Raw genomic sequence first — 14905 nt, forward strand, 5'->3', positions numbered from 1 at the left:
GGAAACTTTTTACGTCTCCAAAGTTTCCATTATCTTTTCGCTACCGGCTGGGGAGTGGATGCGGTTGTCGCCCGGGGAAGGACGGATGGGGGGACGGTTTACTTTAGCCATCGCGAAAAATTATGGCCGGCTTGCGCCAACCGATGAGCTAATTTGAATAGTAATGCAAAGCTAATTATTTTAGCCGAATTATACCTATTAACGCTGTTATTAGTTTGTGAATAGTTGACCTGGCCCGGCGCGCGGGGAAAGCCGGTTGGCGGGTACTTTTGCACCGCCCCCGTGGGCCTGCTTCCATCCGAACCCCATGAAAATTCGCACTGGCTTCGGCTACGACGTTCACCAATTGCAAGAAGGGCTGCCGTTTTGGCTCGGCGGCATTCAGGTGCCGCACACCCACGGCGCGCTGGGCCACTCCGACGCCGACGTGCTCATCCACGTCATTTGCGACGCGCTGCTGGGCGCGGCCAACCTGCGCGACATCGGCTTCCACTTCCCCGACACCGACCCGCAGTACAAGGGCATCGACTCGAAGCGCCTGCTGGGCGAGGTGCTGCGCCTGCTGCGCGGCAAGGGCTACGAAGTGAGCAACATCGACTCGACCATTTGCCTGGAGCAGCCCAAGGTGAACCCCCACATCCCGGCAATGCAGCGCGTGCTGGCCGCCGTGATGGGCATTGCGGAAGATGATATCTCCATCAAAGCAACCACGACCGAGAAACTGGGGTTTGTGGGCCGGCAGGAAGGCGTGGCGGCGTACGCCACCGTCCTCATTTATCGTCCCTAACCACCGCCTATTCCCACCATTCACGTTTTCTGATGACCTCCAAAAACCTGCTTATTGTTCTCTTGGCCCTGGCCTGCGCGGCCCCCGTGCGCGCGCAGGACAAGGTGAAAGTTAAAACCAAGAAGGGCCGCTCGGCCCCGGCCGCCGCGCCGATGGCGGCCCCCGCCGCCCCCGCGGCTACCCCTACCGACTGGAGCGCGCAGTACGCCGCCCTGGTGTCGGCGGAGCGCCTGCGCACCCACCTGGCCGTATTGGCGTCGGACGAGTACGAAGGCCGTGAAACGGGCATGAAGGGCCAGCACATGGCCGCCGCCTACGTGGCCCAGCAGTTCAAAAACGCCGAAATCCCCGGTCCGGTTACCGGCGGAACCGACCCGTACCTGCAGCGCTTCAACGTGGAGCAGGTGACCTGGGCCGGGGGCGCCACCCTGAAAGTGGGCAAAACCAGCTACGCCTGGCTCACCGATTTCTACGGCCTGGGCGACTCGCCGTTTGCCACGGAAACCACCGTGAAGCTCGTGTTCGCGGGCTACGGCATCGAGCAGCCCGGCTACTCGGATTACGCGGGCCTGGACGTGCAGGATAAGGACGTCCTCATCCTGCTCGGCGAGCCCACCGCGGCCGACGGCAAGGCGCTGCTGACCGCCGACGGCGCGCCCACCAAATGGGGCGCCGACTACCGCGCCAAAACCCAGCTGGCCACCCAGAAGGGCGCCCGGTCGGTGTTCTACGTGAGCTTTAACCCGACCAGCAACTTCGCCAAGCAGGCCGCGCGCCTCACGCCGGCCATCATGCGGGCCAGCACGGTGCTGGCGGGCGAGAAGCCCAGCCGGGCGCCCTCGTTCTTCATTTCGCCGGCCGTGGGCCTGCAGGTGCTGGGCACCAAGGACGCCGCCATGCAGGCGTATCTGGCCAAAATCAACGCCGCGAAGCAGCCGGTGAAACCCGCGTTCAAAGTGGTACCGCTGCAGATTAAGGCCACCCGCACCCGCACGCCGCTCGAAACGGAAAACGCGCTGGGCTTCATCGAAGGCAGCGACAAGAAGGAAGACATCATCGTGGTTTCGGCCCACCACGACCACCTGGGCACGCAAGACGGCCAGGTGTTCAACGGCGCCGACGACGACGGCTCGGGCACGTCGGCCATCATCGCCATGGCCGAGGCGTTTGCCAAGGCCAAGAAGGAGGGCCACGGCCCGCGCCGCAGCTTGCTGTTCCTGAGCGTGACGGGCGAGGAAAAAGGTTTGTTCGGTTCGGAATACTACGCCAAGCACCCGGTGTTTCCACTGGCCCAAACCGAGGCGGACCTGAACGTGGACATGATTGGCCGCACCGACGTGGAGCACGAGGGCAAGCCCGACTACGTGTACGTCATCGGCTCCGACAAGCTGGCCTCGGAGCTCAAGGTGATTAACGAGGCCCAGAACAAGCAGTACACCCAGATGGACCTGGACTACCGCTTCGACGACCCCGCCGACCCGAACCGCTTCTACTACCGCTCCGACCACTACAACTTCGCGGTGAACAAGATACCGGTGGCCTTTTTCTTCAACGGCGTGCACGCCGACTACCACAAGGAAACCGACGAAATCAGCAAGATTGAGTTTCCGAAAATGGAGAAGCGCGCCCAGCTCGTGTTCCACCTCGCCTGGGAGCTGGCCAACCGCGAAGGCCGCATCGTGGTGGACTCCAACAAGCCGTAAGGCGTCGAGCCATTAACCAATAGAAAAGAACGTCATGCTGAGCTTGCCGAAGCACCTCTACTGCTGCACTAAACACAATTAGTTGCGCGGCGAGATGTCTCGGCAAGCTCGACATGACGTTCTTTTTTGGCCTTTTGCACCCGCTGCGTCCTTTTCACTTCTTTATCTGCTTCCCGGACTCTTTTTCTTCTTCGCGATTACATGAAAAAACTGCTACTGTGCGGCCTGTTGGCGCTGATTTACGGATTCCCCGCCGTGGCTCAGCAGGCTTCTACCAAGATAAGAACCAAGACCAAAGGCGTTGCTACCCCCGCTACTCCGGCCGCCCCGGACTGGGCCCGCACCTACGCCGCGACCATCCGGCCCGCAGAGCTGCGGCAGCACCTCACCGTGGTAGCTTCCGATGCATTTTTGGGGCGGGAGGCCGGGCAGCCGGGCCAGAAGCTGGCAGCTGAGTACCTGGTGAAGCAGTTTGCGGCGCTGGGCCTGAAGGGGCCCGTGACCGGCGGCGACAATCCGTACTTGCAGCACTTTGCCCTCACTCGCGGCACGCACGCCGAGGGCGGATTCTTGCGGGTGAACGGCCAGCGCTACGAGTGGCTGAGTGACTTTTTCAGCTACGGGCCGATGCCGTCGCCGTTTCGTGCCGAGACGGTTTCGCAGCCGGTGTTCGTGGGCTTTGGGGTGGAGCAGGGCGCCTACTCCGACTACGCCGGGCTGGACGTGGCGGGCCAGGACGTGGTAGCCCTCATGGGCGAGCCGCAGGACGAGCGGGGCCGCAAACTGCTCAAGCCCAACGGCCGAGCGGCCGACTACTGGGACTCGGGCCTGCGCAAGGCGGCATTGGCTAAGGCCAAGGGCGCCCGGAGCATTTTTCTGGTGACGTTTGCACCCACGACGGCATTTCGCAAGCAGACCACGCAGTTGGGCGAGTCCCTGCGCGAGCCGGCCTTTTCCTTGCCCGACCCCGGCCCGGCCGTCGTCGACACGGTGCGCGAGGACATTCCACCGGGCATTGGCGTGTACCTCACCTCGCAGGATTTGGGCCTGCAGCTGGCGGGCACCGACATGGCAGGTCTGCTTGGCTACGTGCGGGCGGTGGGGCAGGCGGGAAGGCCGGTGCCGGCGGCGTTCCGAGCCCCGGCCGCGACCATTCACATCCCGCAGCCGCAGGAGCAACTCACCACCGAGAACGTGCTGGGATTCTTGGAGGGCACCGACAAGAAAGATGAGGTGCTGGTCATTTCCTCGCACTACGACCACCTGGGTGTGAAGCACGACACGATTTACAACGGCGCCGACGACGACGGCTCGGGCACGGTGGCGGTGCTGGCCATTGCCCAGGCTTTTGCCCAGGCTAAAAAAGAAGGGCACGGCCCGCGCCGCAGCATCCTGTTCGTGGCCATGACGGCGGAGGAGGAAGGTTTGTTTGGCTCGGAGTACTACACGGCCCACCCGGTATTCCCGCTGACCAACACCATTGCCGACCTCAACATTGACATGGTGGGCCGCACCGACCGCAAGCACAGCGCCAAGCGGCCCTTCGTGTGCATCGTGGGCTCGGATAAGCTGTCGTCGGACCTGCACCGCATCAACGAAGCGGCCAACCGCGACTACACGCACCTGGAGTTCGACTACCGCTTCAACGTACCCAACGAGCCGGAGCACATCTACTACCGCTCGGACCACTACAACTTCGCGCGGCGCAAAATCCCGGTCATCTTCTACACTACCGGGGAGCACGCCGATTACCATAAGGCCACCGATGACGTGGAGAAAATCGAGTTCGATAAGCTGGCCGAGCGGGCGCGGCTGGTGTTTCACACGGCCTGGGAGCTGGTGAACCGGGAGGCGCGCATTGTGGTGGACTCTGCTAAACCCTGAGCGCAGAGTTTCGCGGAGTGGGCAGAGTTTCGCGGAGCTTGAATAAGAATAAAGCAGTTTTTATGCACGAGAACGAAATTTCGTCAGCTATTTTGAAAGGTGCTTTTTAAGTGCATACCGTCTTGGGGCCTGGTTTAATGGAAGCAGTATACGAAGCCGCACTGGCGCACGAGTTGCGCAAAGCAGGGCTGCGAGTAGAGACGCAAGTGGCGCTGCCGGTTCTGTATGACGGGATAAAGCTGGAAGTCGGCTACCGGCTGGACATGCTGGTTGAGGCCAAGGTTATTGTGGAATTAAAGTCCGTAGAACTACTCTCGCCTATTCACGCCAAGCAACTCACAAATTATCTCAAGCTGTCGCACCTAAAACTGGGACTGTTGCTTAACTTTAATACCGGCTCACTACGCGATGGCATAATCCGCTTGGTAAACGGGCTTTAACTCCGCGAAACTCCGCCGACTTCGCGAAACTCTGCGCTCAAATGAAGGCTCAACAATTTCTCCACGACGCCGAAGTCAAAGCCTTCGACCGCGAACACCGCCGCAAAATCCGCTTCAACATCGGCAAGTACGACGCGGCCGTGGGCGTCGGCATGAAGCTCTACGACCAGCACGAGCTGGCCCGCGACCGCGGCGCCTACCTCAAAGCCACCGTGCTCGAAAAGCTCGACGACTACCTGCTGCAGTTCGAGGCCAACTTCACGGCCCGCGGCGGCCGGGTCATTTGGGCGCGCGACGCTGCCGAGGCCCTGGCCGAAATTGGCAAACTGACCGCCGCCCGCCACGCCAAAACCGTGGTGAAGGCCAAGAGCATGACCACCGAGGAAATTCACCTCAACCAGTACCTGGCTTCCCAAGGCATCGAGTCCGTCGAAACCGACCTGGGCGAGTACATCGTGCAGCTCAACGGCGAGCGGCCCTACCACATCGTGACGCCGGCCATGCACCTGAGCAAGGCCGACATCAACGGCATCTTCATGAAGCACCTGGGCACCGAAAGCACCGATGACGCGCAGAAATTGGTGCTCACGGCCCGGCACTTGCTCCGCAACAAATACACCGCCGCCGAGGTGGGCGTCACTGGCGGCAACTTCCTCATCGCCGACGCCGGGGCGGTGGCCGTGACCGAAAACGAGGGCAACGCCCGCCTCTCGGCCACCTTCCCCCAGCTGCACATTGCGGTGGTGGGCATCGAAAAGGTCATTCCGAGCCTGCTCGATTTGGACCTGTTCTGGCCACTGCTCAGCACCAGCGGCACCGGCCAGCAGGTCACGGTCTACAACACGGTGTACTTCGGCCCGCGCCAGCCCGGCGAGGTGGACGGGCCCGAGGAAATGGTGGTCATCCTGCTCGACAACGGCCGCACCACCCTGCTGGCCCAGCCCGACAAGCGCGCCGCCCTTCGCTGCATTCGCTGCGGCGCCTGCCTCAACGTGTGCCCGGTGTACAAGAACATCGGCGGCCACACTTACGAAACCACCTACTCCGGGCCCATCGGCTCGGTCATCAGCCCGCACCTGAGCGGCCTGCCCGAGCACAAGCACCTGAGCTACGCCAGCAGCCTGTGCGGGGCCTGCACCACCGTGTGCCCGGTGCGGGTGCCGCTGCACAGTCTGCTGCTGCTTAACCGCCAGCAGAGCGTGCAGGAGGGCTACGCGCCCGCCGAGGAGCGGGTGGCCATTGGCCTCTGGAAGTGGAGCATGCAGCACCGCTGGGCCCTCGACGTGCTGCCCGCCCGGGTGAAGGACTGGAGCCTGGGCCGCCTGCTGGGCCAGGTGGGCTGGAACAAGCGGCGCGAGGCGCTAGCCATTGCCCCGCTCTCGTTCCGGGAGCTGTGGAAGCGGGACCATTCGCCGGCATAGCAAGCCGCAGTCAACCCGGCCACAACCAGCGTTTTGGCGCGGACTGCCGTAAGAGGCTGTTTTACGCTTTTATGCCCCATCCTCTGTTTCTGGGCCTGCGCCTGCTCACTGGTCTGGGCGGCGTGGTTCTGATTATCACCGCCTTGTCGGCCGCCATTCGCTCGTTCGTGCTGCCCCGCAACGAGGTGGTGCGCCTGAACGTGTGGGTGTTTCTAAGCATCCGCCTGTTTTTCGACGGGGCCGCCAGGCTGGCCAATTCCTACGAGCGGCGCGACCGGATAATGGCCCACTACGCGCCCGTGGCCCTGGTGGCGCTGCCCGTGGTGTGGGAGGCGCTGGTCAGCGTGGGCTACACCGCCTTGTACTGGGCCGTGGGCGAGGGCAGCTGGCGCCACTGCTACGAGCTGAGCGGCAGCTCCTTGCTCACGCTGGGCACCACCGACATGAACCACGCCCTCACGGCGGCCCTCACCTATTCCGAAGCCACGCTGGGGCTGCTGCTGCTCACGCTGCTGCTTTCGTACCTGCCCACCATCTACCAGGCATTTTCGCGGCGCGAGGTGACGGTGGCCCTGCTGGAGCTGCGGGCCGGCACCCCGGCCACGGCCGCCAACTTGCTGGGCTGGCTCAATTCCGATGGCTCGGTGCAGAACGACGACCAGCAGTGGGCCGAGTGGGAACGATGGTTCGTGGAGGTTGAGGAAAGCCACACCTCGCTGCCCATTCTCACCTTTTTCCGGTCGCCGCAGCCGGGGCGCTCCTGGGTGAACGGCAGCGGCCTGATTCTGGACACGGCCGCGCTGCTGTTCGCCGTCGTCGACGGCCCCCGCCCCCGGCAGGTCGAAATCACCTTCAAAGCCGGCTGCCTGGCCCTGAACCGAGTGTACCGCTTCTTTGACGAAAAAGCGGGCGCCGCCCCCACGAACTCCCTGCCCGAAGGCGGCACCGACGACCCCGGGCGCACGGATTTTGATGCCGCCTGCGGCGAGCTCGCCGAACACGGCTTGGCCTTGTGCGAGGACCGCGCCGCCGCCTGGCTCCGGTACTGCGAGCTGCGCAGCCGCTACGTTCCGGCCCTGGATTTTCTGGCCCGCCTCACCATGGCGCCAGGCCTGAAACCCACGGTATGAGCCCCGATGAGCCCGCACCCCCGGAAGCCGCGCCCCGAGCGGCGGGCCCCCGTCAGGACCGATGTATTTCCTTCTGCATACACACGCTGTTCTCCACGCCGATGTACTGCCCGTAGTTGGGGATGAGCCGGTAGCCGCATTTTTGGTAAAGCCCGATGGCCTCCGGCTGGCGCTTGCCCGTTTCCAGCACGCAGCCCGCGTAGTGCAGCTCGTGGGCCCACCGCTCCAGTTCCGCCAGCACCGCCTGCGCCACGCCCTGCCCCCGGTGCGCGGGCCGCACAAACATACGCTTGATTTCCACCAGCTCCGCAGTGAATTCCTTGAAAGTCCCGCAGCCCACGGGCGCGTCATCTCGGTACGCCACCACCACGTGGTTTATCTTGTCAATCTTGTTGAACTGCGCGTAGAATATCTGGTCGGCGCCGTCGCGCTCCCGCAAGTCCTGGTCGAGTAATTGGATCAGTGCCCGAAAGTCGGGGTTTTCGGAGGTCGTCCGGGTCAAGTGTGGCATGGCTAAGCGGCTTACTGGCTGACTGCTACGTCCGCCAGGCAAACATACGGCGCCCTCGGAACCTATGCTTTTAGCCAAGCAAGCCGACCTGCTCACTCCCCCGTATCAGGCAGGATGTTAATGTCGTGCACCAGCACGCGCTGCTCAATTTCGCGGCCGCGCTTCGTGTTGGCCAGGCCGCCGAGGGCGGTTTCCTTGTAGCGGGTTTCCATGGCCTGGCCCACTTCGCCGAGCGCCGCCACGCACTGGTCGACGGGAATAACCGGGTCGATGCCGGCAATGGCAATCTGGGCCGAGCTGAAGGCAATGGCGGCGGCCGAGGCGTTGCGCACCACGCAGGGCACTTCCACCAGCCCGGCCACGGGGTCGCACACCAGGCCCAACATGCACTGGATGGTGACGGCCACGGCCGCAAACACCTGCTCCACCGGCCCGCCCAGGCAGTACACGATGGCGCCGCTGCCCATGGCCGCGGCCGAGCCCGTTTCGGCCTGGCAGCCGCCCACGGCCCCGGCCAGCGAGGCGTTCTGCTCAATAATCAGGGCAATGCCGGCGGCCACGAGCAGGCCTTCCAGAATCTGGCGGTCTTCGAGCTTGTGCAAATCCTGAATGGTGACGAGCACACCGGGCAGGATGCCTGAGGCCCCGGCGGTGGGCGCGGCCACCACCCGCCCCATGCAGGAATTTACCTCCTTGGCCCCCAAAGCACGGGTAATGAGCTGCTTGAACTCGGGCGAGAGGACGGTGACGGGCGAGGCGGCAATCTTCTTGGCGCCGTTATTTATCATACCCGAGCGCGAAGTCATGTCGCCGGTCAGGCCCTCGTGCACGGCGTCGCGCATCACGTCGTAGGCCCGCTGCAGGCCGGCCCATATTTCCTCTTCGGTGCGGCCTTTTTGCTCAATTTCGTAATCGAGCACGGGCTGGTGCAGGGGCTCGCTGGTGGCGGCGCAGTGCGCGCCCCAGGAGGCAAAATCGGTGAAGAGGAGCGACATGGCGGGTGGGAGCTGGGAGGATGTGTATACAAAAATAGAACGTCGTGCCGCACGCAGCCGAGGCAGCTCGCTTATGGTAGTACTCAAAACCGCGGAACGATTGAATTACTCCCCCACGCGAGTTGCCTCGGCCGCGCGCGGCACTACGTTCTGCTGACCAAGCCAGTGCTACCCTGCGGGCTGGCCGCTTTTCTCGGTCACCAGTTTCACGCTGGCCGAGTTGATGCACAGGCGCAGGCCGCTGGGCGCCGGCCCGTCGGGAAACACGTGGCCCTGGTGGGCATCGCACACGTTGCAGAGCACTTCCACGCGGGTCATGCCGAAGCTGGTGTCTTTATGGTAACGGATGGCGCTTTCGTCGACGGGCTGAGTGAAGCTGGGCCAGCCGGTACCCGATTCGAACTTCGTGCGCGAGTCGTAGAGCGGGGTGCCGCAGCACACGCAGGCGTAGAGGCCAGCCTCGTGGGCCTCGCAGTATTCACCGGTGAAGGCGCGCTCGGTGCCGTGCTCGCGGGTGACGTGGAACTGCTCGGCGGTGAGCTGCTGGCGCCATTCGGCGGGGGTTTTCTCCACGCGGCGCGGGGCGGGCGCGGGGTGGTTGGCAAGGCGGATGACGTCGTTCCAGGTTTGCATATTCAGGGGTGATGAGGTGATGGAAGAAAGCGGTAATGAGCTAAACGCGGCCCGGGCCGGGAGGTTTGCCGTAGCAGCGGGGTAGACGCGCTACCGGGCTTTCGCTTGCGGCTGCGCACCTTCGTTTCGGTCATTTGTCAAGCCAGTACTCTCCAATGAAAATCTTCTCCGCCGCCCAAACCCGCCTGCTCGACCAAGCCACCATCCAAGAGCAGCGCCTGACATCGGCGCAGCTGATGGAGCGGGCTGCCGGGGCTTTTGTCGAATGGTTTTTCGGCCGGCTTGGCCCGGACGAGGCCGGCGAAATCCTGGTGCTCTGCGGCCCCGGCAACAACGGCGGCGACGGCCTCGCGGCGGCCCGCATGCTGCACCAGGCCGGCTACGCGGCGCGCGTGGCCCTGCTGCCGGCCGAGCAGCACTCAATCGACTGGCAGCACAACCGCCAGCGCCTGCCCGCCGCCGTGCCCGTGGCCGAAATCAGCGCGTCGCAGTTGCCGGACATTTTACCCGGTACCGTGGTCATCGACGCCCTGTTTGGCACCGGACTGAGCCGGCCGCTGACGGGACTGGCCGCCGCCGTGGTCGCACACCTCAACGAGAGGCGCGCGCGCGCGGTGGCCGTGGATATTCCCAGCGGGCTTTTGGCCGACGCGCCCCAGCCCGACCCGACCGCGCCGGTGGTGCGGGCGCAGCACACCGTCAGCTTTGAGCTGCCGAAGCTGGCGTTTCTGCTGCCGCAAAACGCGAAGTTCGTGGGCGCATGGCACGTATTGAATATTGGGCTGAGCGAGCCATTCATTGCCGCAACCGAAACGCCCTGGCGCTACACCGACGCGGCCGCTATGGCCGGTGCCCTGCCCGCGCGCGCCAAGTTCGGCCACAAGGGCACCTTCGGCCACGCGCTGCTGCTGGCCGGCAGCCGGGGCAAGATTGGGGCGGCGGTGCTGGCGGCGGGGGCCTGCCTGCGCGGCGGGGTGGGCTTGCTCACGGCCCGGGTGCCGGGCTGTGGCTACGACATCTTCCAAACCAGCGTGCCCGAAGCCATGTGCCTGGCCGACCCGCACCCCGACGTCATCAGCGAACTGCCCGACTTGCGGCCGTACCAGGCAGTGGGCATGGGCCCCGGCCTGGGGCAGGACGCGGCCAGCCTCGCCGTGCTGCGCCAGTTGCTGGAAGCGGCTTTGGCTACTTCCGCAACCCGCCCCCACCCGCTGCCGCTCGTCATCGACGCCGACGCGCTGAATCTGCTGGGCCAGCACCGCGAGTTGCTGGCGCGGCTGCCCGAAAACACGGTGCTCACTCCGCACCCCAAGGAATTCGAGCGCCTGACCGAGCCGGCCCACGACGACTACCACCGCCTGGCGCTGCTGCGCGACTTTGCCCGACAGCACCGCTGCCTGGTGGTGCTTAAGGGCGCGTATACCTGCCTGGCCACACCCGCCGGTGAACTGCACTTCAACAGCAGCGGCAACCCCGGCCTGGCCACCGGCGGCAGCGGCGACGTGCTGACGGGCCTGCTGCTGGCCCTGCGCGCCGACGCCCGGCTTTCGGCGTTCGAGGCGGTGCGGCTGGGGGTGTATGCCCACGGCCGGGCCGGTGATTTGGCGGCCGCCGAAACCGGGCAGGCGGGCCTGGTGGCCGGCGACGTGGTGCGGTTCATCGGCCCGGCTTTGCGGGAGCTAGTGGCGGAGCCGGCGTTTTAGTTGCTACTTACTCAAAGACGAAATATGCCGCTGCCTGCACCAGCAGCAGCCCATCGGTGAGCAGGGCGTAGAAGTAGTCGCCGCGCGACTCCTCGGCGGCCAGCACCACGGCGGCGGTGAGCAGCGCGGGCAGCAGCACGGCCGCCGGCGCGGCCCCGCGCGCCAGGCCCAACCCCACCGCGCCGGCCAGCAGCACCAGGGCCAGGCCCTTGGCCCACGAGATGCCCAACAGCCCCGGAAAGGTGCGGGTGCCCGCCCGTCGGTCGCGCCCGTAGTCGCGGATGTCGAACACGATGGTCAGGGCCAGCACCAGCAGAAACCGCTGCCCCGCCAGGCCCGCCACGGCCCGCAGCGGCTGGCCCAGCTGCAGCACGGGCAGGCCCACCGTCACGGCCGTCCACACGCCGGCAATCAGCAGGCCCTTGAGCAGGGGCACCTCGCGCAGAGCCCGGGGCCGGCCCGCCCAGCGGCCCAGCGGCCACGAATAGAGCAGCGCCAGCGCCGCCAGCGGCAGCACCGCGGGCCAGTAGCGCCACCAGCCATCCAGCAGAAACAGCGCGCCACTTGCCACTGCCGCCCCGCTCGCCACCGCCACCAACCCGCGGCGGTGGCGCTGCTGCCAGGCCTTGCGGGCCGAAGTGCCCGCCGGTTCGCGGTGCTTGAAGGGCAGGGCCGCGTCGAGGTTGTAGACCAGCAGCGTGGCCGCGAACACCAGCGCCAGCAGCCGGTAGCCGCCGGGCCCCATGGGCGGGTGCAGCTGCAGGGTAACCGCCGTCTGGGCCGCTGCCGCCGCCGCCAGCCACGCGCTGCTGTAGAGCGCGGCGTCGGGCAGCTGGCCCCACCGAGGGCGAGGGTCAGCGGAAGAGGGGAAATGCGGCTTGGGCACGGGCGAAAGTAGCGGGGCGGCCGCGGTGCGGACTTTCCGGGCGGGCGGCTACTTATTCCATCACTCCACTACTTCATCCGGTCGCCGAAGGTTTCCTCGTAGAGCTTGATGCTGTCGTTGATGATGCGGTAGGCGTCTTCCTTGCCCATGAAGCGCTCCACGGTGACGTGCTTGTTGTGCTCCAGGGCCTTGTAGTCCTCGAAGAAGCGCTGCATTTCGAGCAGCGTGTGCGGGGGCAGGTCGCTGATGTCGTTGTAGTGGTTCACGGAGATGTCGTGGGCGGCCACGGCGATGATTTTGTCGTCTTCCTCGTCCTGGTCCACCATCTGCATCACGCCAATGACCTTGGCCTCCACGAGGCACATGGGCACGATGTCGACGGAGCAGAGCACGAGGATGTCGAGCGGGTCTTTGTCGTCGCAATACGTTTGGGGGATGAAGCCGTAGGCGGCCGGGTAGTGCACGGCCGAGAACAGCACGCGGTCGAGCTTCAGCAGGCCGCTCTCCTTATCAAGCTCGTACTTGCCTTTGCTGCCTTTGGGGATTTCGATGATGGACTGGACGACCGCGGGGTTCTGGTCGCCGCGCGACACGTCGTGCCAGGGGTTGAAATGGGTCATTTTTGGGTGATGGGGTAATGGGGTGATGGGGCTTACGCGCAAGGTTTCGCAAGGTTAAAAGAGGTTTCGCAAAGTTTTTTCCCAGGATGCCCCCTTGCGAAACTTCTTTCAACCTCGCGAAACCCTGCGCGAGTGTTGGACTGGATTTTACTTTAGCACCTCCAGCAGCGGCACGCCCGAGCAGCCGCTGGGCTCCTGGATGTGCAGCAGGCGCGCCAGGGTGGCGGCAATGTCCACCACGTTGACCGGGGCGGCCGACGCGCCGGGCTTTACGTGCCAGCCCCAGAAGAGGAGGGGCACGTGGGTGTCGTAGGCCCAGGAGGCGCCGTGGGTGGTGCCCTTGGCCGGGATGCTGTAGGCCTCGTACCAGCCGGGCTCGAGCACCACCAGCACGTCGCCGCAGCGCTTGGGGTAGTAGCCGTTTTCGAGGTACATGAGCGTGCCGCTGTCCCAGTGCGACTTCTGGACGTCCTCGGCGGTGAGGGCGCGGCTCACGCCGGGCTGCTCCACCAGAAGCTGCACCACTTCCTCGGCCAGGTCGTGGAGCTTAAGCTTCTTCTCGGCGGCCAACTGGCGGTTGAGGTAGACTTGCTGGTTCTCGTAGTCGAGCACCCACTTACCGGGGCCGTGGCGGCGGGCGAGGCGGTTTTGCAGGGTGTCGCGCATCAGGGCGGCGCTCACCACGCCGGAGGGCAGGCGGTGGGCCTTGAGGAACTCGGGCGAGTGGGCCGCGCCGTGGTCGGCCGAGAGGAACACCAGGGCCTGGCCCTGGCCCACGGTCTGGTCAAGGTAAGCAAACAGGCGGGCCAGCTCCTGGTCGAGGCGCAGGTAGGTGTCCTCCACCTCGATGGAGTTCGGGCCGAACTGGTGGCCCACGTAGTCGGTGCTGCTGTAGCTCAGGGCCAGGAAGTCGGTGGTGCCGCGCTGGCCCAGGCGCTCGGCCCGGAGGGCTTCGAGGGCCATATCGGTGGTGATGCTGTTGCCAAAGGGCGTGTTGGGCAATACGCCCAGGTTGGGGGTGGCGGCGTTGGCCGGGGTGGCGCCGGGGGTGGGCGTGAGCGAGGCCGTGGGGCCGTCGGCGGCGGTGCGGGTGGCGGGGCCGGGCCGGTTGTCCTTGCGGGCGGCGGCCGGCACCCCGCTGATGGCGGGCAGGTTGTGCGGAAACACCGGCGCGGCCTCGCCCTTGAAGGGCGCCTCCCAGGTTACGTCGTCGGGCGTGCTTTCGGTGTATTCGGCCAGCGGCCGTAGCGTGGTCCAGGGCCGCGAGAGGTACTGCGTGGCCAGCCCGCGCTGGTTGAACTTCACCACCCACTCGGGCAGGGCGTTCTGGTAGAAGGTGCTGCTGATGAAGGAGCCGTTGCCGCCGTCGTACCAGTAGGCGGCGGTGGCGGCGTGGCCGGCGGGCAGCACGCTGCCCCGGTCCTTGATGCACACGCCGATGACCTTGCTCTGGAAGTTGGTGGCCAGGCGCAGCTCGTCGGTGATGGTGGTGGTCATCATGTGCCGGGGGCTCTGCTGGCCGGCGGTGCCGCTGCTGCCCACGCCCTGCACGGTTTTGTCCTCGGTGACGTAGGTGCTGCGGCCGGTTTCGCGCTCAAACCAGTTGTTGCCCACGATGCCGTTGACCGAAGGGGTGGCCCCGGTGTAGATGCTGGCGTGGCCCGGCCCGGTGTAGGTGGGCACGTAGTTGTAGCGGCAGCTCTCGAAGCTGAAGCCCTCGCCCAGCAGCCGCCGGAAGCCGCCGGAGCCGAATTTGGCCCAGTAGCGGTAGAGGTAGTCGTAGCGCATCTGGTCGACCACGATGCCCACCACCAGCTTGGGGCGGGCCGGGATGCCGGCCGCCGGTTTCGGGGCGCCGGGCGCCTTGGGAGCGGCGCCGCGCCGGGCGGTTTGGGCAAGGGCCGGGCCGGCTACCAGGGCCGCTAACACAAAGGCAAGTATCTTTTTCAACGGAAAGCAGGTAAGGCTGAGCGGTGGCAAAGATACCGGCGGGCGCTGGGCTTGGTGAGAAATAAAGAATGGCCGGCCATTGCTCATTGCCCACTATTAATTGCTTTGCCCCCGCCTTCATCCTGGGCCTGGACGGCGTGCCCGTCGACAACACGGCCTACCAGGCCCGCGCCTTCCAGTTGCTCTTCCGCAACCTGGGGCTGACCACCCACGCCCGCCAGCTAATGGGATGAGCGGACCAG

Annotated in this window: 14 protein-coding genes; 8 read left to right on the forward strand and 6 right to left on the reverse strand. The window is 65.4% G+C overall.

All coding sequences use genetic code 11. The features are described from left to right. Positions 1-307 precede the first annotated feature (307 nt). The 6 genes from ispF to RMO51_RS17585 all read left to right on the forward strand — a co-directional run bounded on the left by ispF (position 308) and on the right by RMO51_RS17585 (position 7365). Positions 308-787 carry a 2-C-methyl-D-erythritol 2,4-cyclodiphosphate synthase gene (gene ispF, locus RMO51_RS17560; protein WP_310396813.1) on the forward strand — a complete coding sequence of 160 codons (480 nt, stop codon included), beginning with the start codon at positions 308-310 and terminating at the stop codon, positions 785-787. 32 nt (positions 788-819) lie between these two features. After that, positions 820-2490, forward strand: a complete 1671-nt coding sequence (locus RMO51_RS17565) for a M28 family peptidase (RefSeq protein WP_310396814.1) — start codon at positions 820-822, stop codon at positions 2488-2490. A 201-nt stretch (positions 2491-2691) separates the two neighbouring features. Further along, on the forward strand, positions 2692-4374 hold the full coding sequence (locus RMO51_RS17570; protein ID WP_310396816.1) for a M28 family peptidase: 1683 nt from the start codon (positions 2692-2694) through the stop codon (positions 4372-4374). Between the two features lie 110 nt (positions 4375-4484). Further along, positions 4485-4814, forward strand: coding sequence for a GxxExxY protein (locus tag RMO51_RS17575; RefSeq protein ID WP_310396817.1), 330 nt, complete (start codon positions 4485-4487; stop codon positions 4812-4814). A gap of 41 nt (positions 4815-4855) precedes the next feature. Next, positions 4856-6235 (forward strand): LutB/LldF family L-lactate oxidation iron-sulfur protein, encoded by a 1380-nt coding sequence (locus tag RMO51_RS17580; protein ID WP_310396819.1) that lies wholly within the window; start codon positions 4856-4858, stop codon positions 6233-6235. Positions 6236-6306: 71 nt separating this feature from the next. Further along, entirely contained in the window at positions 6307-7365 is a 1059-nt protein-coding gene (locus RMO51_RS17585) for a hypothetical protein (protein ID WP_310396821.1), read from the forward strand. Positions 7366-7417: 52 nt separating this feature from the next. Here the strand turns inward: RMO51_RS17585 and RMO51_RS17590 are convergent, their stop codons facing one another. From RMO51_RS17590 to msrB, 3 genes are all read right to left on the reverse strand, one after another. Beyond that, positions 7418-7876 (reverse strand): GNAT family N-acetyltransferase, encoded by a 459-nt coding sequence (locus RMO51_RS17590; RefSeq protein WP_310396823.1) that lies wholly within the window; start codon positions 7874-7876, stop codon positions 7418-7420. 92 nt (positions 7877-7968) lie between these two features. After that, positions 7969-8871, reverse strand: a complete 903-nt coding sequence (gene sdaAA, locus RMO51_RS17595; protein WP_310396824.1) for an L-serine ammonia-lyase, iron-sulfur-dependent, subunit alpha — start codon at positions 8869-8871, stop codon at positions 7969-7971. 168 nt (positions 8872-9039) lie between these two features. Continuing rightward, positions 9040-9504, reverse strand: coding sequence for a peptide-methionine (R)-S-oxide reductase MsrB (msrB, locus tag RMO51_RS17600; protein WP_310396825.1), 465 nt, complete (start codon positions 9502-9504; stop codon positions 9040-9042). A 155-nt stretch (positions 9505-9659) separates the two neighbouring features. Here msrB and RMO51_RS17605 point away from each other — a divergent pair, with 155 nt between their 5' ends. Continuing rightward, positions 9660-11207, forward strand: coding sequence for an NAD(P)H-hydrate dehydratase (locus tag RMO51_RS17605; RefSeq protein ID WP_310396827.1), 1548 nt, complete (start codon positions 9660-9662; stop codon positions 11205-11207). 7 nt (positions 11208-11214) lie between these two features. Here RMO51_RS17605 and RMO51_RS17610 read toward each other — a convergent pair whose 3' ends face one another. The 3 genes from RMO51_RS17610 to RMO51_RS17620 form a co-directional block, all read right to left on the reverse strand. Beyond that, positions 11215-12093 carry a hypothetical protein gene (locus tag RMO51_RS17610; protein WP_310396829.1) on the reverse strand — a complete coding sequence of 293 codons (879 nt, stop codon included), beginning with the start codon at positions 12091-12093 and terminating at the stop codon, positions 11215-11217. Between the two features lie 68 nt (positions 12094-12161). Continuing rightward, positions 12162-12713: an inorganic diphosphatase gene (locus RMO51_RS17615; protein ID WP_310396830.1), complete on the reverse strand. Its 552-nt coding sequence runs from the start codon at positions 12711-12713 to the stop codon at positions 12162-12164. A gap of 147 nt (positions 12714-12860) precedes the next feature. After that, positions 12861-14663, reverse strand: coding sequence for an alkaline phosphatase family protein (locus RMO51_RS17620; RefSeq protein ID WP_310396832.1), 1803 nt, complete (start codon positions 14661-14663; stop codon positions 12861-12863). Between the two features lie 86 nt (positions 14664-14749). On the opposite strand from RMO51_RS17620, the gene RMO51_RS17625 reads away from it, so the two are divergent. Continuing rightward, the gene (locus RMO51_RS17625; RefSeq protein WP_310396833.1) at positions 14750-14896 is read left to right on the forward strand and encodes a hypothetical protein; all 147 of its coding nucleotides are present in this window, start codon (positions 14750-14752) and stop codon (positions 14894-14896) included. The last annotated feature ends 9 nt before the right edge of the window (positions 14897-14905 follow it).

This window comes from Hymenobacter sp. (assembly GCF_031398885.1).
In the GTDB taxonomy this organism is placed as follows: Bacteria; Bacteroidota; Bacteroidia; order Cytophagales; family Hymenobacteraceae; genus Hymenobacter.